The organism is Curtobacterium sp. MCBA15_008 (genome assembly GCF_001865065.1).
In the GTDB taxonomy this organism is placed as follows: Bacteria; Actinomycetota; Actinomycetes; order Actinomycetales; family Microbacteriaceae; genus Curtobacterium.
On the sequence record NZ_MJGN01000001.1, the window covers coordinates 45,444 to 66,060 of the forward strand.

The window sequence follows — 20,617 nt, forward strand, 5'->3', positions numbered from 1 at the left end:
GCGCTCGGCTGTGCGTCGTCCGGCACGGGTGTGCCCGGCTGCGTGTTCTCTGGCGTGGTGCTCACGCTGCCAGCTCCGTTCCTTCGGGGATCTCCCCGGCCATCATGAGGCCGAGGACGTCTCGCGGGGTGTCCGCGGGGACGATGCCGACGATCCCGCCGCGGTACATCACGGCGATCCGGTCGGCGAGCGCCGCGACCTCGTCGAGCTCGGTGGAGACGACGATGACGGGGACGCCGGTGTCGCGGGTGGCGACGATGCGCTTGTGCACGAACTCGATCGATCCGACGTCGATGCCGCGCGTGGGCTGCGCCGCGACGAACAGACGGAGCTCGCGGCTGAGTTCGCGGGCGAGGACGATCTTCTGCTGGTTGCCGCCGGACAGTCGACCGGCCGCCGTGGTCCGGCCGGGGGTGCGGATGTCGAACTCGGCGATCTTCTCGTCGGCGAACGCATCACGCTCGGCGGCGCGGATGGTGCCGGCACGGACGAACTCGGCGTGGTCGGCCCGGTCGAGCATGAGGTTCTCGGCGATGGTGAACTCGCCGACGAGCCCGTCCTCCTTGCGGTCCTCCGGCACGAAGCCGACGCCGGCGTCGAGGATCTGCTTGACGCTGCGGCCGGTGAGCTCGCGCCCGTCGAGCGTGACCCGTCCGGCGTGCACAGGCTCGAGGCCGAGGATCGCCTCGGTGAGCTCGGTCTGGCCGTTGCCCTGCACGCCGGCGATCGCGAGGACCTCGCCGCGGCGCACGGTGAACGACACGTCGTCGACGAGCACGATGCCGTTCGCGTCGGTCACGGTGAGGTTCTCGACGACCAGGGCGTCCTCGCCACCGGTCGCCGGCTCCTTGTCCACGACGAGCGAGACGGCGCGTCCGACCATGAGGGCGGCGAGCTCGTTGTTCGTCGCGGTGGGCGAGGCCTCGCCGACGACCTTGCCGAGACGGATCACCGTGATGCGGTCGGCGACCTCGCGGACCTCGCGCAGCTTGTGCGTGATGAAGACGATCGCGGTACCGGCTTCGCGGAGCTGCCGCATGATGCCCATCAGCTCGTCGGTCTCCTGCGGGGTGAGGACGGCCGTCGGCTCGTCGAACACCAGCACGGAGGCGTCGCGGGACAGCGCCTTGATGATCTCGACGCGCTGCTGCACGCCGACGGGCAGGTCCTCGACCTTGGCGTCGGGGTCGACGTCGAACCCGAACCGCTCGGAGATCTCGCGGACACGCCTGCGGGCGCCGGCGAGGTCGAGTCGGCCGCCGAAGCTGGTCTGCTCCTGCCCGAGCATGACGTTCTCGGCGACGGTGAACACGGGCACGAGCATGAAGTGCTGGTGCACCATGCCGATGCCGGCGCGCATGGCGTCACCGGGGCCGTCGAAGTCCTGCACGACGTCGTCGAGGAGGATCTCGCCCTCGTCCGCCTGGTACAGGCCGTAGAGGACGTTCATCAGGGTCGACTTGCCGGCGCCGTTCTCGCCCAGGAGGCAGTGGACCTCACCGGGCTCGACGGTGAGCGAGATGTGGTCGTTGGCGACGAGGGGGCCGAACCGCTTCGTGATGCCGCGGAGTTCGAGCTTCATGTTCGGGAGTCTATTTCTGTGATCGGCGCACGGAAACGCGGGCGAGGGAAGTCCCCCCGCCCGCGTTCACCGGACTACTTGACGGTCGCCTTGGTCTCGACCTTGATGGAGCCGTCGACGATGCCCGACTTGATCGTGTCGAGCTCCTTCTCGAGGCCCTTGTCCACCTTGTCGGCGTAGTCGTGGAACGGCGCGATGCCGACGCCGTCGTTCTCGAGCGTGCCGACGTACGGCTCGTTCGAGTACTTCTTGTCGGCGGCCTGCTCGACGACGTCCTTGACGGCGGGGCGCATGCCCTTCTCGACGGACGTGAACGCGATGTCCTTGTAGCGGGGGTCGGCCTCGTAGAGGTCGCTGTCCGCACCGATCAGCACGGAACCGTTGTTCGCGTCCTTGATCGCCTCGGCGGCCGACTGGTAGATCGGGCCACCGACGGGGAGGATGACGTCGGCGTCCTGGTCGATGAGGGTCTGGGCGACCGCCTTCGCCTGGGTGCCGGCCTCGAAGCCGCCCGTGAAGGAGCCCTTCTGGCTCGCGACGTCCCAGCCGACGACCTTGACGTCCTTCGACTTCTGCTCGTTGTAGTACTTCACGCCGTCCGCGAAGCCGTCCATGAAGATGGTGACGGTCGGGATCTGCATGCCGCCGAAGGTGCCGACGACGCCGGACTTCGAGTACGACGCGGCCGCGTAGCCGGCGAGGAACGCCGCCTGCGAGGTGTCGAACGTGATCGGCTTGACGTTGTCGGCCTTGATCGAGTTGTCGTCGATGATGGCGAAGTCGGTGTCGGGGTTCGCCGCGGCCTGCTTCTTCGTGGCGTCGGCGAGGTTGAAGCCGACGGTGACGATGAGGTTGCAGTTCTGGTTGACGAGCTGCTCGATGTTCGAGTCGTAGACGGTGGCGTCCTTTGACTCGGCGGACTTGTAGGTCGCGCCGAGGTCGCTCGCGGCGTCCTTCATGCCCTCGAACCCGAGCTGGTTGAACGACTTGTCGTCGAAGCCACCGGCGTCGGAGACCATGCAGGGACGGAAGTCGGTCTTCTTGGCCGAGGCGTTGTCGGACGGGGCGGCCGAGCAGCCGGCGAGGACGGCGACGGTGCCGGCGAGCGCGAGGGAGCTCAGCAGGACCTGACGGGTACGAGATGTCACGGGTGGGTTCCTCCGGGGGGCGTGCCCGGACCACGTGCGTTCCGGGCGATCGTGGCGACAGTACACGACCGCCCGGCCGGTACAGGACGCTCCTGGAGGGGTCCGTGGATCAGTTACGGGATCGCGACCGCGCCGAAACGCGCCCGTAACGCGGAGTCGTGCGTCCGGCCCCAGTTCGGGGCGTTCACGCACATTTCGTGGTGGAGCGCTACAGCACGTCCCCGCGACCGCTGATCTTCAGTGCATCCACCACACTCTTCACCCGCTGGGCGTTCGCGCTGGTGGTGACGAGCAGGGCGTCGGGGGTGTCCACGACGACGATGTCCTCGACGCCGATGAGCGAGATGAGCCGCTGGCTGTGCGAGACGACGATGCCGCTCGACGAGTCGGCGAGGATGCGGGCACCGTCGCCGAGGACGGCGAGGTTGTTCGCCCGGCCGCCGGACTGCAGCTTGGCCAGGGACGCGAAGTCGCCGACGTCGTCCCAGTCGAAGTCGCCGGGGATGACGGCCATCCGTCCGGCCGCCGCGGCGGGTTCGGCCACGGTGTAGTCGATCGCGATCTTCTCGAGCCCGGGCCAGACCGCGTCGACGACGGCGCCGCGGGCCGAGGTGTCCCAGGCGTCGGCGAGTTCCTCGAGCCCGGCGAGCAGCGCGGGCTTCGTCCGGCCGATCTCGGCGAGCAGCACGTCGGCGCGGGCGATGAACATGCCGGCGTTCCAGAGGTAGGTGCCCTGCTCGACGTAGGAGCGGGCGGTGTCGAGGTCGGGCTTCTCGACGAAGGACCGCACGGCGTGCGCGGTCGGGGCGCCCTCGATGCCGATCGTCTCGCCGTGCGCGTGGATGTACCCGAAGCCGATGGCCGGCTCGGTGGGGGTGATGCCGATCGTCGTGACGTAGCCGGCGCGTGCGGCCGCCACGGCTTCGCGGACGGAGCGGCGGAAGCCACGGGCGTCGCCGATGACGTGGTCGGCAGCGAAGGACCCGATGACGACGTCCGGCTCGCGGCGCACGAGGATGGCCGCGGCGAGGCCGATGGCCGCCGTGGAGTCCTTCGGCTCGCTCTCGAGCACGATGTTGTGGTCCGCGACGCCGGGCAGCTGCGACTCGACGGCGATGCGGTGGGCACGGCCGGTGACGACCATGATCCGCTGGTCCCCGGCGAGCGGCGCCAGTCGGTCCCACGTCTGCCGGAGCAGCGAGGTGCCGGATCCGGTCAGGTCGTGCAGGAACTTGGGCGCGTCCGCCCGCGACAACGGCCACAGCCGCGATCCGATGCCCCCGGCGGGGATGATCGCGTAGAAGTCCTCGAGCTCGTCTGCCACAGGCTCACCGTACCGGTGCGGCGCCGCAGAGCCTGGACGCTCCCCGCACGATTCCCGCATGCGGCGATCCGCACGCCCTGTTCACCCCGTTCGCGCACCCCGTTCACGTCGACGGCCCCGTCGGGTCACGCGCCCCGCGGAGCATGAGCCGTGCCATGAACGCACGCAGCGTGGAGCGCGGCACGTCCGAACGGACCGTCGCCGTCGTGACCGAGAGCTTCCTACCCACCCTCAACGGCGTGACCACCAGCGTCCTCGCGGTCCTCGACCACCTGGAACGCCGTGGCCACCGCGCGGTCGTCATCGCGCCGGACACCCCGGGCCTCGCCCGGTTCCGCTCCCGCACCGAGGTGGAGCGCTACCGCTCCTTCGACGTCCACCGCATCCCCGCCGTCGCGTACCGCCAGTTCCCGGTGGCACTCCCCCACCCGGTGCTCGACACGATCCTCGCCGCCTCCGGCGCCGACGTGCTCCACGCCGCCAGTCCGTTCCTGCTGGGTGGGCGCGCGATCACGGCAGCCGGGAGGCTCGGCATCCCCTCCGTCGCCGTCTTCCAGACCGACGTGGCCGGGTTCGCCCGCCGCAACGGCCTGACCGCGACCGTCCCGTTGGTGCGGAGGATCCTCGGCCGGATCCACGCCGGAGCGTCGCTCACCCTCGCCCCGTCGAGCGCGACGGCGTCGATGCTCGCGGAGGACGGGGTCCCCCGCGTCGCGCGCTGGGGCCGCGGCGTCGACACCGCGCTCTTCCACCCGGCACGGCGGTCGTCTGCCCACGTCCGCGCGCTCCGCCGCCGCATCGCGCCGGGCGGCGAGACCATCGTCGGGTACGTGGGCCGGCTGGCACCGGAGAAGGAGGTCGAGCGGCTCGCGGAGCTCGGCGGCATCCCGGGCATCCGGATCGTGGTCGCAGGAGGCGGTCCCTCCAGGCCCGTGCTCGAGCGTCGGCTGCGGCACCTGGACGTGACCTTCACCGGCCCGCTGCGCGGTGACGCGCTGGCGGACGCGTACGCGGCGCTCGACCTGTTCGTGCACACCGGCCCCGCCGAGACGTTCGGGCAGACGCTGCAGGAGGCGCACGCGAGCGGGCTGCCGGTGGTCGCGCCCGCCTCGGGCGGGCCGTTGGACCTCGTCGCTCCGGGCCTCGACGGCGAGCTCTACGACCCGGACGTGCCGCAGGCGCTCCGAGCTGCCGTCCTGCGCCTGCACCAGGACCGCGCGCTCGCCGACCGGATGGGGTCCGCGGGGCGGCTCCGGGTCGAGGGCACCACCTGGGAGGCGGTCGGCGACCAGCTCCTCGCGCACCACGACACGGCACGCGCGATCGGCGCGCCGCCCGCCGCGACGCGGGGCGCCCGGGCGGACTGGCACGAGAAGGTCAGCGCACGCGCATAGGATGGGCGTGTTCCACACGAACACGAACGGCAAGGGCTCGCCGATCGGGCGAGCCCGTCCTATGGAAGGACGAGCTCATGGCTGAGCCCACCGGCGGCGGTACGGCAACCGCCGTCCCCGACGTCACGATCGAGGCACCCCGTGCCTCTCGGAAGCTCGAGGGCACGCTCTACCGCGGATCGACGGGGATGTGGTCCTGGGTCCTCCACCGCATCACCGGTGTCGCGATCTACTTCTTCCTGCTCGTGCACATCCTCGACACCGCGCTCGTGCGGCTCTCCCCCGAGGCGTACAACGCGGTCATCGGCACCTACAAGACGCCGATCATGAACCTCGGCGAGATCGCCCTCGTGATGGCCATCGTCTTCCACGCGTTCAACGGTCTCCGGATCATCCTCATCGACTTCTGGTCGAAGGGCCCGAAGTACCAGCGCGCCATGTTCTGGATCGTGATCGTCCTCTGGGCGATCGCCATCGCCGGCTTCCTGCCGCGCCAGCTCATGAACCTCGTCGCGGACTTCAACTAAGGGGCGCCCGGATGACCACGCAGACCATCGAACCGCCGCGTTCCGCAGCAGCAGCCCGCCGCACGACCAACTGGGAGAAGTGGGGCTGGATCTACATGCGCGCATCGGGCGTCCTGCTCGTCGTGCTGATCTTCGGCCACCTCTTCGTCAACATGGTGGCGGGCGAGGGCGTCAAGCAGATCGACTTCGCCTTCGTCGCCGGCAAGTGGGCCTCGCCGTTCTGGCAGGTGTGGGACTCCCTCATGCTCGTCCTCGCCCTGATCCACGGGTCGAACGGCATGCGGACGATCGTCAACGACTACGTGTCGAAGCCCGGTGTCCGGAAGACGCTGCTCGTCGCGATCCTCATCGCGTGCGTCGTCCTGATCGTCCTGGGCCTCCTCGTGTGCTGGACGTTCGACCCGTGCCCGGCCGGCGCCGCCGCTGCCGACCTGCCGTCGTTCTGCCCCGCGCAGTAGCACCGACGCCGCACAGCAGCACGCGGGCCCCAGCGCCCGCGCAGACCGACTCGCCCGCCGACGACACCCCTGCCGGCGCGGCACCCTCCCCGGAAAGGCCCCAGTGACCGAGACCACCGTTCACCACCACCAGTTCGACATCGTCATCATCGGCGCGGGCGGTGCCGGCATGCGTGCCGCCATCGAGGCCGGCCCGAAGGCGAAGACGGCCGTCATCTCGAAGCTGTACCCGACCCGCTCGCACACCGGTGCGGCGCAGGGCGGGATGGCGGCGGCCCTCGCGAACGTCGAAGAGGACTCGTGGGAGTGGCACACCTTCGACACGATCAAGGGCGGCGACTACCTGGTCGACCAGGACGCCGCCGAGATCCTGGCGAAGGAGGCGATCGACGCGGTCATCGACCTCGAGAACATGGGGCTGCCCTTCAACCGCACGCCCGAGGGCAAGATCGACCAGCGGCGCTTCGGCGGCCACACGCGCGACCACGGCAAGGCACCGGTCCGCCGGGCCTGCTACGCCGCGGACCGCACCGGGCACATGATCCTGCAGACGCTGTTCCAGAACTGCGTGAAGCTCGGCGTCGAGTTCTACAACGAGTTCTACGCGCTCGACCTCATCATGGTCGACGTCGTCGGCGAGGACGGCGTCACCCGCAAGCAGCCGGTCGGCGTCGTCGCGTTCGAGCTCGCCACAGGCGAGCTGCACGTCTTCCACGCGAAGGCGATGATCTTCGCCACCGGCGGCTTCGGCAAGATGTACAAGACGACCTCGAACGCGCACACCCTCACCGGTGACGGCGTCGGCATCGTCTGGCGCACCGGCCTGCCGCTCGAGGACATGGAGTTCTTCCAGTTCCACCCGACCGGGCTCGCCGGCCTCGGCATCCTGCTGACCGAGGGCGCCCGCGGCGAGGGTGCGATCCTCCGCAACGCCTCCGGTGAACGCTTCATGGAGCGCTACGCCCCCACGATCAAGGACCTCGCACCCCGCGACATCGTGGCCCGGTGCATGGTGCAGGAAGTGGCGGAAGGCCGCGGCGCCGGACCGAACAAGGACTACGTGCTGCTCGACTGCACGCACCTCGGCGCCGAGGTCCTCGAGACGAAGCTGCCGGACATCACCGAGTTCGCCCGCACCTACCTCGGCGTCGACCCCGTGGTCGAGCCGGTGCCCGTCATGCCGACGGCGCACTACGCGATGGGCGGCATCCCGACGAACACCGACGCCCAGGTGCTGTACGACAACACCACCGTCGTCCCCGGGCTCTACGCCGCCGGCGAGTGCGCCTGCGTGTCCGTGCACGGCTCGAACCGTCTCGGCACGAACTCGCTGCTCGACATCAACGTCTTCGGCAAGCGCTCCGGCAACAACGCCGCCGAGTGGGTCAAGACCGCCGAGTTCCTGCCCCTGCCCGAGGACCCGGCCGCCGGCGTCCGCAGCATGCTCGAGCAGCTCCGCGCCTCGACCGGCACCGAGCGCGTCTCGGCCCTGCGCAAGGAACTGCAGGACGAGATGGACAAGAACGCGCAGGTGTTCCGCACCGACGAGTCCCTGGCCCGCGTCACCGAGACGATCCACACGCTCCGGAACCGCTTCATGCAGGTCTCGGTGCAGGACAAGGGCAAGCGCTTCAACACCGACCTGCTCGAGGCCGTCGAGCTCGGGTTCCTGCTCGACCTCGCCGAGGTCGTCGTCTACTCGGCCCGGAACCGCAAGGAGTCCCGCGGCGGGCACATGCGCGACGACTTCCCGAAGCGTGACGACGAGAACTACATGCAGCACACCATGGCGTACCTGACGGGCGATCCGCACTCGTCACTCGCCGACGACCACATCACCCTCGACTGGAAACCAGTCGTCGTGACGCGGTACGAGCCGATGGAGAGGAAGTACTGAGATGACCGACACCCTGGTCTCCGACGCACCCCGCACCGACACCGTGCAGGACGCTCCTCCCGGATCGTTCTCCGTCACGGTGATCGTCCGGCGCTTCGACCCGGACGTCGACGACGAGCCGCGCTGGCAGGACTTCGACGTCATGATGCTGCCGACCGACCGCATCCTCGACGCCCTGCACAAGATCAAGTGGGAGCAGGACGGGTCCCTGACCTTCCGTCGCTCCTGTGCGCACGGCGTGTGCGGCTCCGACGCGATGCGCATCAACGGGCGCAACCGCCTGGCGTGCAAGACCCTGATCAAAGACCTCGACGTGTCCAAGCCGATCTACGTCGAGGCGATCAAGGGCCTGCCGCTCGAGAAGGACCTCATCGTCGACATGGAGCCCTTCTTCAAGTCCTTCCGCGAGGTCCAGCCGTTCCTGCAGGCCAACTCCGTGCCGGAGAAGGGCAAGGAGCGCATCCAGTCCGTCGCCGACCGTGCCCGCTTCGACGACACCACGAAGTGCATCCTCTGCGCCGCGTGCACCTCGTCGTGCCCGGTGTTCTGGACCGACGGGCAGTACTTCGGCCCGGCGGCGATCGTCAACGCGCACCGCTTCATCTTCGACTCGCGCGACGACGCGGCGAACGTGCGCCTCGACATCCTCAACGACAAGGAGGGCGTGTGGCGCTGCCGCACGACCTTCAACTGCACCGACGCCTGCCCGCGTGGCATCCAGGTCACCAAGGCCATCTCGGAGGTCAAGCAGGCCCTGATGCGAGGACGCGCGTGACGTCGGGTCGGAGCCGCTGCTCGGCGTCGTCCAAGGCTCGCCCGAGACACCACCGATAGGCTCCGGACCATGACGTTCGCGGAAACCCGCCCCATCCTCGACCAGCTCGGCTACACGATCCGCTACGTGCAGCTGCCCGGCGAGACCCTGCACGAGCCCCCGGTGGAGGGCGCGCTCCGCATCGTCCCCGCGGACAAGAACGGCTCGGGCGACTTCGCGCTCGAGGTGGTCGACTACGGCACCGCCCGTCGCCTCGCCACCGCGCGCGGTGAAGCGGACGCGGTCGAGATGCTGCGACGCTTCCTGAACCGGCCGTTCCCGGCGCCGCGGGACATCCCCCGGCACGAGCTCGACGGGCTCCGCGACCGCGCCGCCTCGACGTACCCGCAGCTCGCGCAGCAGGTCGCCCAGGCCGGCGAGCAGGGCCTCACCATCCAGATCCCGGCGGGGGTCCCCGTGGACCGCATCGGCGGTCCGGACGGCTACCTCCTGCACCCGCTCGACACCCCGGCACCGCAGCGGTCGCTGCCGCCGCACGTCGCTGCGGCTCCGGAGACGCACCGGTACCTGGTCGAGCGGCCGTTCCTGGTGACCGTCCGGTTCGTGCAGCCCTGGTTCGACCAGCCAGGAGGCGCGCTCCGCTTCCAGACGGCGGATCCGTCCGTCACGGTGCGGGACCTCGTCGTGGACGGCTCGCTCGCTCGACTCCGGGTGGTCTGACTCCCCCGACGACGACGGCCCTGCCACGCTGACGCGTGGCAGGGCCGTTCTCGTCGGTGTCGGACTAGCGCTGGTCCGGACGGTCGAACTGCGCCCCGGCCGGGTTCGGCGGCAGGCAGCCGAACACGATCCCCGCGACACCGGCCGCGAACGACACCAGCCACAGCGCACCGGGCAGGTTCGCGTCGTGCAGGCGGCGCCACCCGAGTGCGATGTTCGGGACGATCGTGGCGAGCCACCACAGGCCGTAGAGCCCGAGGAGCACGAACGCGAGGACCGGGAAGGAGTTCGCCGTGTACTCGTTGCCGTACTCGTCCACGCGCGTGGCCGAGGCTGCGAACCCGATGATGGCTGCGATGTAACCGCCGAAGAGGACGATCGTCACGATGGCGTTCGCGAGGAACCAGTACCAGTACTCACTGCGGCTGGCGCGGCCGTCGAAGCGGGCGTACTTCTTGAAGAAGCGGAGGAAGGCGTCGAGGAAGCCGATGCCGTACCAGGGTGCCCAGAGCGGCGGGGCGCCGTCCGGGCCTGCCGGGATGGGCTGCGGGACCTGCGGGTACGGCTGCCCGTAGGGCTGCTGTGCGTACGGCTGCTGTGCGTACGGCTGCTGCGCGTACTGCGGCGGCTGACCGTACTGCTGCTGCTGCTGCTGCTGCTGCTGCTGCTGCTGCTGCTGCTGCTGCGTGTACTGCGGCTGCTGGCCGTACTGCTGCTGGCCGTACTGCGGCTGCTGACCGTAGGGGTTCGGCTGCTGGCCGTACTGCTGCTGCTCCCCGGCCACGTTCGACTGCTGGCCGTACTGCTGCTGCTGCCCGTACGGGTTCGGCTGCTGGCCGTAGTCCTGCTGCTGGCCGTCGTGCGCCTGCTGCTGGCCGTACTCCTGCTGCTGGCCGTACTCCTGCTGCTGGCCGTACGGGTTCTGCTGCCCGTCCTGTGGCTGCTGCTGCTGCTCGGACGGCTGCTGACCCTGCGGCTCCTGGCCGCCGTCGGCCGGTAGTCCCCACTGCGGGGTGTCGTTGCTCATCGGACTCCTTCAGGTCGGTCGAAGCGGGCGCCGGCGGGGTTCGGCGAGAGGCAGGCGAAGACGACCATGACAGGCCAGAAGACCAGGCTCACCAGGCTCAACGCCCCGGGCAGGTTGACGTCGTGCATCCGCCGCCAGACGAGCGCCAGGTTCGGGACGAGGGTCGCCAGCCACCACAGGCCGAACAGTCCCAGCAGGACCCAGGCGAACGGGGACGGCGCACCGGTGACCCGACTCGAGAAGCCATTGTCGTCGACCACCGTCGTCGTGGGGCTGGTCGCGAAGAGCACGACGAAGAAGCTCCCGTAGAGCACGACCGTCACGATGGCGTTCGCGAGCACCCAGTACCAGTACTCGCTCCGGCTCGCGCGTCCGTCGAAGCGCGCGTACTTCGTGAAGAACCGGGTCACCGCGCCGACGAACCCGATCCCGTACCACGGAGCCCAGAGCGGCGGTCTGCCGTCCGGACCGACCGGTGCCTGCTGGGCGTGCAGCGGGAACGGCTGACCGTTCTGCTGCTGCTGCTCGTCGGTCGGCGGTGCCCAGTGCGGTGTGCCGTTGCTCATCGAGCGCCCGCGGGCAGGTCGAACCGGGCCCCCTCGGGGTTCGAGGGCAGGAGGCCGAACACGATGCCGACGATGCCGACGAAGATCGCGATGAGCCAGAGCGGCCCGGCCAGGTTCGCGTCGTGCAGTCGACGCCAGCCGAGCGCGAGGGTCGGCACGATCGTCGCGAGGGCCCACACCCCCAGGAGGATCCCGCCGATGACGAACAGCGGCGACGGCGACGTGATCATCGAGCTCGTGCCGTACGCGGTGGACACCGTGTCCCGCTGGGACGTGAAGGCACCGATGACGTAGATGACGACGATCACGGCCGTGACGATCACGTTCGCGAGGTACCACCACCAGAACTCGCTGCGGCTCGCACGGCCGCTGAAGGTCGCGTACTTCTTGAAGAAGCGGGAGACGGCCTTGCCGAACGACGCGCCGTAGTAGGGCGCCCAGAGCGGCGGCTCACTCCCGGGTCCGGTCGGTGCCGGCTGCTGCTGGCCGTACGGGTTGGGCGGGTACTGGTCACTCACGGGTCCCCCTTGTGCGTGTCGACATATGTGTCGGATCAGAGTCAACCAGAACGTCGACACCCCCGTCAGCGTGTGACGGGGGTGTCGACGAGCCGTGCAGGGCCCGGATCAGCCGCGATCGGGGCGGTCGAACTGCTGGCCACCGGGGTGCGTGGTGAGCAGACCGACGATGAGCGAGAACAGGATGCCGATCGGCGGGATGATGAAGAACAGCGCGAAGAGCCCGGACAGGTTCACGTCGTGCAGGCGCCGGACGGTCAGCGCGATGAACCCGATGAAGGTCGCGAGCGCCCACAGCCGTGCGAGCCCACCGTCAGCGTTGTCGAAGAGCGGCAGCACGTTGAAGACCGCTCCGATGATGCCCGCCGCGACGTTGCCGAGCACGTACCAGAGCGCCCAGAACCAGAACTCGCTGCGGCTCGCTCGACCGTCGAACCGGACGTACTTCTTCCAGAAGCGCAGGAACGCCTGCGGGAACGGGATGCCGTACCAGGGGGCCCAGAGCGGCGGCTGTCCCTGCTGCTGACCGTTCGGGGTCGGACGGCCGTACGGGTTCTGCGCGCCGTACGGCTGCTGGCCGTACTGCTGGCCGTACTGCTGCTGACCGGACGGGTTCTGCGCGTACGGGTCGCGTCCGTACGGGTTCTGGTCGCTCACTGGTTCGTTCCTTCCGGCGGCCGGCTGTCGATGCACACAGAGTCAAGCAGACAGCCGGCTCGCTCGCGTCACTCCAGCGGAGGACACCGCCCCTACGGGATCAGCGCGAGCTTGCCGCCCGGGTGCTGCGACTCGAGCACCTCGGCGGCCTCCTTCGCCTCGGCCAGCGGGAACGTGCGCGCCACCGGCACCTCGAGCTGGCCGGCCCCGGCGAGGTCGATCAGCCGCTGCCGGACCGAGTCACGGAACTCCTTGCTCTCCGGCTGCGCACCGCCCACGGCCGGGAAGCCGTCACGGGCTGCCCTCCCCGGCGCAGCGATCGTCACGATCCGGGTCCGGTCCGCGACCAACGCGAGCGAGACGTCGACGGCCTCGTCGGTTCCCACGCAGTCCAGTGCCACGTCGACACCGGACGGTGCGAGGTCACGGATGCGCGCCTCCAGGCCGTCGCCGTACGCGACCCACTCGCCACCGAAGCGTCGGACGGTGTCGGCGTTCCGCTCGGACGCGGTGCCGATGATGCGCGCGCCCAGCGGGCGCAGCAGCTGGAGGAGGCTCACGCCCACCGCGCCGGAGGCGCCGTGGACCACGATCGTGTCGCGGCCCTCCGCGCGGGTGACCCGGATCATGTCGGCGGCGGTCGAGCCGGCGAGGAGCAGGTTGGCTGCCGCCGGGAAGTCGAGCGACGCGGGCTTCGCGAAGACGTCCGAAGCGGGGACGGTGAGGCGTTCCGCCCAGCCGCCGGAGACGCGGAAGGCGAGGACCTCGTCGCCGACGACTCCCCCACCGGACGCGATCTCAGTGTCGGGGCCGATGGCGCTGAGGACCCCGGCGACCTCGTAGCCGATCGGGATCGGCAGGCTCGACGGGTCGCCCTGCCGGATGTGCTTCGTGTCGGCGGGGTTGACGCCGGCGGCACGGACGTCGATCGTGACCTCGCCGGGGCCGGGCGCGGGGACCTCGGTGTCGACGTACTCGAGGACTTCGCTGCCGCCGAACCGCGGGGCCACCCAGTGCTTCGTCATGCGTGCGACGGTACGCCGGTAGCCCGCTGGCGTGACGAGCCACGATCGACCGACCGGCCTCGCGCTGACCTTCCGGCACGACGGCACGCTCCTCCTCGAGCTCCTGCAGGGCTGGTACAACGCGTTCGACAGCAGCGTCACGCACGTGGACGACCCGGACCGGATCCGGGGTGTGCTGCGCTGGTGGATCGCGACGGAGCCCTCGCCCCCGCGGCGCCGGTCGACCTTCCCCGCGTGGCAGGAGTTCGGCTCCGGTCCCGCGTACCGGATCGCGATCACCGAGCAGCCGAGCGATGCGGCGAGGACGCTCACGTTCGGAAGCGACTCGGGCTCGCGGGGCTTCGAGAAGACCCTGGCGACGGGGCCCACGGATCCGATGTCACGGGCGTCGCAGTCGTTCATCGACGATGTCGCGCGCGGGGCCCGTCGTCTCTTCCGCACGGAACAGCAGCGTGCCGAGAAGCGGCTCGCCGGAGGGCAGTACCTCGCGATCCTCGAGGGGTACCTCGAGGAGATGCGGTCGTACGTCGACGTCAGTGACCAGCACGATGCCTACCACGACGTCCGTGCCGGCATCGGTGCGATCCTCGACGACGAGCACTACCTCGCGCTGTCGCCGGATCCTCGTGCCCGATCGCTCTACTCCGAGCTCCTCGCGGAGCAGAGCAGCCTGTACCAGTGGCACATGGACCTTGCGAAGGGCGGGCACGAATGGGCTCGCGAGCGGCGCTGACCCAGAGCGGATCGGACGTCGGCCTCAGCGCTGTCCCCGCCGCCGCTTCCGCAACTCCTGGTACCGGACGAACCCGTCGACGCGGCTGAGGAAGTCCTCGATCGCAGCATCTCGATCGCCGTACTCGCGGATCGATTCCTCGGTGGCACGCTCGTCGGTGGTCGAGACTCGCCATCCGTTCTCGGTCTCGTAGATGCACGCGACGTTGACGTCGTTCGACGGCCGGCGCATCCAACAGACGGGGATTCCTGCGGGAATGAGCACGCCGTCCTGCACCTGCCAGTCCATCTCGGAACGCCAGAGGTCGTCGCTCATGATGCCTTCGACGATGCTTCTGCAAACGCGCCTAAAGAGTCCTCTTGCAGAGCGCACTGCTCGATCTCTTCGACGGGGACGCGCGCCACCGTCGCGAATGCGACTGCGCGCGCGACGAACCCGGGAGCGCCGAACCAGGCACGGTGGAGTGTCCCGCCGAGTTCCCAGTCCAGGACCGTCTGGCCGTAGGTCGTCGCCAGCGTGAACCCAGCGGGCAGCTCCTCCGCGCGGCCCAGCAGCCAGTGCCCGCGGCTCAGACCTGCCTGCGCAGTGGATTCCCGCAGAGTGGCCGCGAGCTGGATCAGTCCGTTCAGGATTGGACGCTCCCGACGCGCTGCCCCGGAGCAGGCGAATCGACGATCTCAACCACTTCGGCAAGGGAATGCTGACGTACCCAGGCGAGTCGGACGGCCAGCGACCAGCCGAGGTCAGAGAGGGCTCGTACGACGTGTTCATGCCCGTCGATGTGCCAACGAAGCTCTCGCTCCGAGTCGTCCTCGAGAACCTTGACACCATCGGGCGTACTTGCCCTGCCGTCGAACCACAGAGCATCGTTCCGCGCAGCTCCTTCGCGCACCAGCACGTACCGCTCGGCATCCTCGAGCCGGTTGAACCACACGAGGGGCCAGGCGCTTCCACGGTCACGAGTCGCGAACGAGTAACCGGCGCCGTCTGCGACGATACGGAAGGCCGTCTCCGGCGTGCCGTACTCGAAGACGACCCGCTCGTCTCGCTTGATGCCGGGGATGGAAGAAAGGTCGGGCGGTTCGTTGCCCACGAACGTCCCGAGCAGGTTCGCGTCGGCGGGACGAAGTCCGCGTTGGTCAGTCAAGAGTGAGCGCCCTCCGCGTGATCGAGGGACACGACCCTCAAACGGTATCGCCTCGGTCTCATGTCAAATGCGAACCGCACGTTGCAGCAACTCCTCGATCGGTACATCCCGCACCCACGCCGTCATGCACACATCTCGACGCTCGCCGACAGCCACGAGCCTGACCTGGAGTCCACCTGCTGACCGTCGCGCCGTTGACCGAAATCCGCGTCGATTCGGCTCACCTGGACCGTGAACCCGTTCGCCTCGATCGCCAAGGTGTCCACCTTTCGATCACGACGGGTCACGCGCGACGGTCGCCGCGATGCGAACGGCCAGGTCCTCGTCGATGACGTGCGGGTAGTTCGATCCGTACTCCCACCACGAGCAACATATGCAGCATCGGTAGAGATGGCACTGGTACTCAAGGCTCACTCCGATGAGCTTCGGCTGGTCGGATCGGGAGATCCAGAACTCACGGCAGTACTTGCACCCCTGGTCATGAAACGGAATCGTGCGTGACATCAAGCGGTTTCTCGTCAGCTCACTCGCGGTGCCCGAGACCACCGAACCGGGTGGCATCGGGATGCCCCCCTCCACGACGAATTCTCGTGTCTCCTTGATGAAGAACTCTCCACCCCCCTTGACTGCAGTGCGCCCACCAGGGACGAAGTGCTCCCACCCGCCGACGTCGGCGAACGTCGGGAGATGAGCCGCGAGATTCTCGACCGGGACGACGACACCGAAGACATCGCCGCCAGTCTGCCATGCCTTCATCGCGGATGGAGCCATCTGTGACAGGGTCTTGTAGTCGTGCGTGGTCTCCTCGAGATCACGGTGAACCGCGTCGGGAACCGACTCCACTGCGACCCAGGACTCACCGGGCGTCGCACTGCGCCCCTTCCCGATCAGTTGCACTACCGCTTGGCTGGGAGCGACATCCGCGACCAACTGTGGTCCGTTCATTCCGGCCAGATCACTCAGGTGGAGCCGGACGCCGGGTCCACCTGCACGCTCTTTGCGATCGCCTGGTTGTTCTTCAGCGCTTCGAATTCAGCGGACGATGCCGCTCGCGATCAGTTCCTTCAGGTCACGGAGCAGCATGATGAACATCTCGAGCGCGTCGGACTCGTCCTGGTAGTCCCGCGGACCGATCTCGACCGCCCGCTCGTCCGTCGACACCACCCGGTAGCCGCCACCGACCTCGTATATCGCCACCACGTCCGGCTTCCCGATGGGCTGCTGGAACCACACCGCGCGCCCGAGGCCATCGGCAGCGATGATCTCCTTGGCAGTTGCCCGATCCATGTTCTCCTCCCGATCAGTTGCACTACTGCTCGGCTGAGAGCGACAACCACGACCTGTGGTCCTTCCTCCAGGCCAGATCGCTGCCGGTGTCATCGACCACATGCACTTCGCCGCTGCACCCTCGGAGAACTGAGGTTGCACGGTCGTCGGTGGCCGAGACTCGCCGAGGGGGCACACGGCTTCATGATCGACCACGAACGCTGAGAACGACCGCTCCTGCCGATGCGCCCCCCTACCCCGGAAGATCCCCGTGGGGTCGACCTCGGTCATCCACTCGACGTGCTCGAGGCAACGGAGCGCCCGCCGCTAGCCTGAGACCGTGGCATTCGCATCCCTCCGCGCCGACCTCGACCGATCCGGGTTCACCTCCCAGTTCATCGCGCTCCCCGGTGACGTCCCCGACCGTCCGCCGCTCGAAGGCGCACTCCGCGTCGAACCGTCGAGTGCCGGATTCGATCTGCTATCCGTGGACTACGGACAGGCGCGGGTCATCAGCCGCGCAGACGACGAGGACGGGGTGTCCGATCTCGTTCGTGCGTACCTCCGCAGGCCCATCCCGGAACCACGGTCCATCCGCGCGGAGGAGTTCGCGGAGCTGCGCCGATCGACGGAGGGGTACCTGCCTGAGCTCGCCGACCGCATCCGTTCGTCGGGCGGCCAGGTGCTCATCGAGCTCCCGCCCGCGATCCCGGTCGACCGGGTCGGTGGACCGGACGGTTGGCTCCTGAACCCGTTCGGCGCGTCGTTCGAGTCGAGGTCACTCCCGCCCAACGCCTTGTCGCTCCCGTCGAGCGTGCACCCGTACGTCACCGATGGCATCGTGCTCGTGCATGCGCAGATCACACTTCCGTGGTTCGGGCAGCCCGGCGGAGCAATCCGGTTCTCGATCGCCGACGACACCGTGACGATCCGGGATCTGCTCGTCAGCGGTCAGCTCCGCAGGATCACCGTCGGCGACTGATCCGACAGCAGCATCGGCGACCGCCGCGCGACCATCAGCCACAACCGTTCGGGTTTGCCTCCGAAGGTCTTCTCATGCGGGCAGCGCCGCCTCCGAGAATGCTCGCCGAGAGTTCACCTCGAGCGCACACCGCTCGATGTCGGCCACGGGGACCCGCGCGACCGTTGCGAACTGCACTGCCGGGGCGATGAACCGCCCGGCTCCGAACCACGCTCGGTGAGGCGTCCCGCAGGCCGTCCATTTCAGGAGGTTCCGCTCGCTCTCCACACTCAGCGACATCCCGTCGGGGAGTTCCTCGGGGCGGTCGAGGAGCCAGTGCCCCCGCTCGAGGCCAGCCCGGGAGCGAAGGGCACCAGCCGCTGAAGCGGCGATCCGCCGCGCGGCGTCCTCCCCTGCTTCGAACACCACCCCGGTCCAGTCACCGGATCCCCGGTCGCCTCTCCACGCGTGAACTGCTCCGTCTCGAACGACGTAGCGCTCCAGAGTCTCCTGATCGCCGAACTCGACGAGCCTCGGCTCCGTCACGACCCGATCCTGTCCGGCGCGGCGCAGGAGGTCTTCGAGGAGTTCGAGGCACGGGATCGTGATGCGCTCGTCGCTCACGACAGGATCCCGAGATCGCGGAGGTCCGCAGCCGAGCGGAAACTCATGGGAGGACCGGGGTCGACGAACCTGACCTGAAGCCCTCCACCCGGATGCCCGAATGCCGGAGCGATCTCGCTCACCTCGATCTTCAGACCCTGCCCCTCGAAAGCTGCAGCATCGAAGTCGTACGTCCGGTACGCATCGCTGAGGTTGGACGGTGGAAGGGCGCGCTGTTCGAACGAGGTCCCCGGGAACGAGAAGAAGTTGCCGGACTCCTTGCCGAGCCGGTCGAGTTGCGAACCGTACTGATCGACGAACCCGTACGGATCCACCCAGTCGACGCGGTGTCCGGCGACGGCACCGGCGTTGCCGGGGTACTCGGGCGCGTACGACTGCCAGTCGTCGTTCCAGTCGATGTACCGGTCTTCCCAGTCGTCCCTCGTGAGGTAGTTGCCGTCGGCGTCCTTGCCGTACAGACCGTTCGGATTGCCCCAGTCGTCGACGAGGGCCCGCACGTCGTCGCTCATCCCCGGGCCCGTGTACGTCGGGTCGTCGGGAGCTCGGTACTTCTCCCCGAGGTCGTCGAGGTGGAGGTGCGGCTGGCCGTAGTCGGGCCGCTCGGCACCGCCCCGGACCGACTCGTCACGCTCCCACCCAGGACCACTGCGGTCGTCGGAGAACACCGGGTCCGTCGAGCGGTCGTAGTGGTGCGGCGGCGGAGTACCGGGCGCGTCGTGCCCGTCGCCGTCCGGCCGACCACCGCCGTGATCGGCGTCCGTGCCGTGGCCCGAGCCGCCGTGCCCTGTTGAGTCCCCACCGTGCCCGACTGATTCACCCCCGTGCCCGACCCCGCCGTGCGACCCCGACGTCGAACCGCCGTCCCCCGTCGCAGTCTCCCCGTGCTCCCCGTGCCCGCCAGCACCGACGAGCGCCGGCTCCCGCTCCGGCGCGTGCACCGTCGCGTCGCCGCCGTCCGCGTGCGCGTTGGCGTTGCCGTCACTCCCCGCCCGCACGTCTGTGTCCGCCTCGGACCGCACCGGCGGCGCTTCGACGCCGCCGTCGCCGTGCCGTCCGTGCAGGAAGTCGCCGAGCCCCGTCTGGAAGTCCGCGAGCCGTCCGGAGAACCCGTGCGCCGCATCGCCGATCCCGGTCTTGATGATCCCCTTGAGGTCGCCGAGCTTGGGCAGCACCGCCGTCAGCCCCTTCGACGCCCACGCACCGGCGTCGACGAGGTCGAGGTACTTCCCCGCCTTCCCGACGGCTCCGGCGACCTCGCCGACCTTGCCGGCCGCGCCGACCTTGCCCGCTTCGCCGGCGATCGGGATGACCAGCGAACCGATCCCCCAGAGCGCCTGCCCGAACGCGCGCCCGGGGTCCTTGCCCCACTCGTCCCAGCCGACGGTGGCCTTCAGGAGCTCAGTCCACGACTCGCGCTGCAGCTCGGGATCCTTCTGCATGGTCTTCGTGTTGAAGCCGGTGAGGGCGAGGATGCCGCTCCACGACGCACCGGCGGTCTCCCAGTGGAACCCGGTGCCGTCGACGCCGATGAGGGTACCGAGGCCCTTCACGGTGCCCCAGACACCGTCGACCAGGACGCCCTTGACCATGTTCGGCAGGAAGTCGACGGTCTTCTCGGAGCAGGACTCCTTCCGGTCCGACGCCGACCCCCACGGCAGCTTCGTGCCGGCGGGCAGCTCCTTGTAGCCGTACCCGAGACCGTCGTCCTTGCCGTCGGCGCTGATCGCGTGCAGCGGCGACAGGCCGGACAGTCCGCGGATGGTGTTCGCGCAGGTCCGTTCCGCCGCCTGGTACGCCACGACCTGCGCGGCGACGCCGTTGATGATCGCGTTGTTCTCGTCGGTGAGGGTCTCGTCCTGGTCCCACGACTCGACGGTCGCGGAGTGCCCGTACTCCGTCGTCATCGTCCCCGGCGTGAACGCCGCGACGTCGCGGTGCAGCTGGTTGCCGCGGGTCACGTAGGACTTGAGCTTCGCGATGATCGGCGTGACCTCGGTGACGAAGTCGTCCAGCGCCTTCGCGGCGGTATCCAGGTTGTCGCCGAACGAGGTGCCGTGCGGGCCGATGGGTGTCATCACGGCGTACAGCTGCTCGTCGGCAGGCCCGGAGTAGACCCCGGAGATCGGCTGCCACGCCGTCACGATGTCCGCCGTACCGTCCCGCACCGCGCTCGCGACCGTCCGGAGCTCCTTCGCCCCGGAGGTGATGCCGGTGAGGTCGACGTCGGTGTACGGGATCTCCCCGACCTTGACGAGTCCGCTCATCGCT

22 protein-coding genes are annotated in these 20,617 nt (G+C 69.1%); 8 read left to right on the forward strand and 14 right to left on the reverse strand.

Annotation, left to right across the window (positions count from 1 at the left end; genetic code table 11):
- Positions 1-61: 61 nt before the first annotated feature.
- From BIU96_RS00200 to BIU96_RS00210, 3 genes are all read right to left on the reverse strand, one after another.
- Entirely contained in the window at positions 62-1,582 is a 1,521-nt protein-coding gene (locus BIU96_RS00200) for an ABC transporter ATP-binding protein (protein ID WP_071290610.1), read from the reverse strand.
- A 74-nt stretch (positions 1,583-1,656) separates the two neighbouring features.
- Positions 1,657-2,730, reverse strand: coding sequence for a BMP family protein (locus tag BIU96_RS00205; RefSeq protein ID WP_071290611.1), 1,074 nt, complete (start codon positions 2,728-2,730; stop codon positions 1,657-1,659).
- 208 nt (positions 2,731-2,938) lie between these two features.
- The gene (locus tag BIU96_RS00210; RefSeq protein WP_071290612.1) at positions 2,939-4,054 is read right to left on the reverse strand and encodes a mannose-1-phosphate guanylyltransferase; all 1,116 of its coding nucleotides are present in this window, start codon (positions 4,052-4,054) and stop codon (positions 2,939-2,941) included.
- Between the two features lie 155 nt (positions 4,055-4,209).
- Here BIU96_RS00210 and BIU96_RS00215 point away from each other — a divergent pair, with 155 nt between their 5' ends.
- The 6 genes from BIU96_RS00215 to BIU96_RS00240 all read left to right on the forward strand — a co-directional run bounded on the left by BIU96_RS00215 (position 4,210) and on the right by BIU96_RS00240 (position 9,825).
- Positions 4,210-5,448: a glycosyltransferase family 1 protein gene (locus tag BIU96_RS00215; RefSeq protein WP_254785861.1), complete on the forward strand. Its 1,239-nt coding sequence runs from the start codon at positions 4,210-4,212 to the stop codon at positions 5,446-5,448.
- 77 nt (positions 5,449-5,525) lie between these two features.
- Positions 5,526-5,975 (forward strand): succinate dehydrogenase, cytochrome b556 subunit, encoded by a 450-nt coding sequence (gene sdhC / locus BIU96_RS00220; RefSeq protein ID WP_083402528.1) that lies wholly within the window; start codon positions 5,526-5,528, stop codon positions 5,973-5,975.
- Between the two features lie 11 nt (positions 5,976-5,986).
- Entirely contained in the window at positions 5,987-6,433 is a 447-nt protein-coding gene (sdhD, locus tag BIU96_RS00225; RefSeq protein ID WP_071290614.1) for a succinate dehydrogenase, hydrophobic membrane anchor protein, read from the forward strand.
- Between the two features lie 103 nt (positions 6,434-6,536).
- Positions 6,537-8,330, forward strand: a complete 1,794-nt coding sequence (gene sdhA / locus BIU96_RS00230) for a succinate dehydrogenase flavoprotein subunit (protein WP_071290615.1) — start codon at positions 6,537-6,539, stop codon at positions 8,328-8,330.
- Position 8,331: 1 nt separating this feature from the next.
- Positions 8,332-9,105 (forward strand): succinate dehydrogenase iron-sulfur subunit, encoded by a 774-nt coding sequence (locus tag BIU96_RS00235; protein ID WP_071290616.1) that lies wholly within the window; start codon positions 8,332-8,334, stop codon positions 9,103-9,105.
- A 69-nt stretch (positions 9,106-9,174) separates the two neighbouring features.
- The gene (locus tag BIU96_RS00240; RefSeq protein ID WP_071290617.1) at positions 9,175-9,825 is read left to right on the forward strand and encodes a TNT domain-containing protein; all 651 of its coding nucleotides are present in this window, start codon (positions 9,175-9,177) and stop codon (positions 9,823-9,825) included.
- Positions 9,826-9,889: 64 nt separating this feature from the next.
- Here the strand turns inward: BIU96_RS00240 and BIU96_RS18885 are convergent, their stop codons facing one another.
- From BIU96_RS18885 to BIU96_RS00265, 5 genes are all read right to left on the reverse strand, one after another.
- Positions 9,890-10,852 (reverse strand): DUF805 domain-containing protein, encoded by a 963-nt coding sequence (locus tag BIU96_RS18885; RefSeq protein ID WP_083402529.1) that lies wholly within the window; start codon positions 10,850-10,852, stop codon positions 9,890-9,892.
- On the reverse strand, positions 10,849-11,418 hold the full coding sequence (locus BIU96_RS00250) for a DUF805 domain-containing protein (protein ID WP_083402530.1): 570 nt from the start codon (positions 11,416-11,418) through the stop codon (positions 10,849-10,851). Before BIU96_RS00250 ends, BIU96_RS18885 begins: the two co-directional genes overlap by 4 nt.
- Positions 11,415-11,936, reverse strand: coding sequence for a DUF805 domain-containing protein (locus BIU96_RS00255; RefSeq protein WP_071290618.1), 522 nt, complete (start codon positions 11,934-11,936; stop codon positions 11,415-11,417). Before BIU96_RS00255 ends, BIU96_RS00250 begins: the two co-directional genes overlap by 4 nt.
- Positions 11,937-12,044: 108 nt before the next feature.
- The gene (locus BIU96_RS00260) at positions 12,045-12,593 is read right to left on the reverse strand and encodes a DUF805 domain-containing protein (protein ID WP_083402531.1); all 549 of its coding nucleotides are present in this window, start codon (positions 12,591-12,593) and stop codon (positions 12,045-12,047) included.
- A 92-nt stretch (positions 12,594-12,685) separates the two neighbouring features.
- Positions 12,686-13,618, reverse strand: a complete 933-nt coding sequence (locus BIU96_RS00265) for an NADP-dependent oxidoreductase (RefSeq protein ID WP_071290619.1) — start codon at positions 13,616-13,618, stop codon at positions 12,686-12,688.
- A 31-nt stretch (positions 13,619-13,649) separates the two neighbouring features.
- Here BIU96_RS00265 and BIU96_RS00270 point away from each other — a divergent pair, with 31 nt between their 5' ends.
- The gene (locus BIU96_RS00270) at positions 13,650-14,351 is read left to right on the forward strand and encodes a hypothetical protein (protein WP_071290620.1); all 702 of its coding nucleotides are present in this window, start codon (positions 13,650-13,652) and stop codon (positions 14,349-14,351) included.
- 24 nt (positions 14,352-14,375) lie between these two features.
- Here the strand turns inward: BIU96_RS00270 and BIU96_RS00275 are convergent, their stop codons facing one another.
- The 4 genes from BIU96_RS00275 to BIU96_RS00290 form a co-directional block, all read right to left on the reverse strand.
- Positions 14,376-14,666, reverse strand: coding sequence for a hypothetical protein (locus tag BIU96_RS00275; protein ID WP_071290621.1), 291 nt, complete (start codon positions 14,664-14,666; stop codon positions 14,376-14,378).
- A 310-nt stretch (positions 14,667-14,976) separates the two neighbouring features.
- A complete protein-coding gene (locus BIU96_RS00280; RefSeq protein ID WP_071290622.1) occupies positions 14,977-15,498 on the reverse strand; it encodes a hypothetical protein in 522 nt (173 codons plus the stop codon).
- Positions 15,499-15,771: 273 nt separating this feature from the next.
- Positions 15,772-16,395, reverse strand: a complete 624-nt coding sequence (locus BIU96_RS00285; protein ID WP_071290623.1) for a hypothetical protein — start codon at positions 16,393-16,395, stop codon at positions 15,772-15,774.
- A 135-nt stretch (positions 16,396-16,530) separates the two neighbouring features.
- Positions 16,531-16,785: a hypothetical protein gene (locus BIU96_RS00290; protein ID WP_071290624.1), complete on the reverse strand. Its 255-nt coding sequence runs from the start codon at positions 16,783-16,785 to the stop codon at positions 16,531-16,533.
- Positions 16,786-17,104: 319 nt separating this feature from the next.
- Here BIU96_RS00290 and BIU96_RS00295 point away from each other — a divergent pair, with 319 nt between their 5' ends.
- Positions 17,105-17,746 carry a TNT domain-containing protein gene (locus tag BIU96_RS00295; RefSeq protein ID WP_071290625.1) on the forward strand — a complete coding sequence of 214 codons (642 nt, stop codon included), beginning with the start codon at positions 17,105-17,107 and terminating at the stop codon, positions 17,744-17,746.
- 72 nt (positions 17,747-17,818) lie between these two features.
- Here BIU96_RS00295 and BIU96_RS00300 read toward each other — a convergent pair whose 3' ends face one another.
- Both BIU96_RS00300 and BIU96_RS00305 read right to left on the reverse strand, forming a co-directional pair.
- Positions 17,819-18,349, reverse strand: coding sequence for a hypothetical protein (locus tag BIU96_RS00300; protein WP_071290626.1), 531 nt, complete (start codon positions 18,347-18,349; stop codon positions 17,819-17,821).
- Positions 18,346-20,613, reverse strand: coding sequence for a TNT domain-containing protein (locus tag BIU96_RS00305; RefSeq protein ID WP_071290627.1), 2,268 nt, complete (start codon positions 20,611-20,613; stop codon positions 18,346-18,348). The genes BIU96_RS00300 and BIU96_RS00305 overlap by 4 nt, the downstream gene beginning before the upstream one ends.
- Positions 20,614-20,617 lie beyond the last annotated feature (4 nt).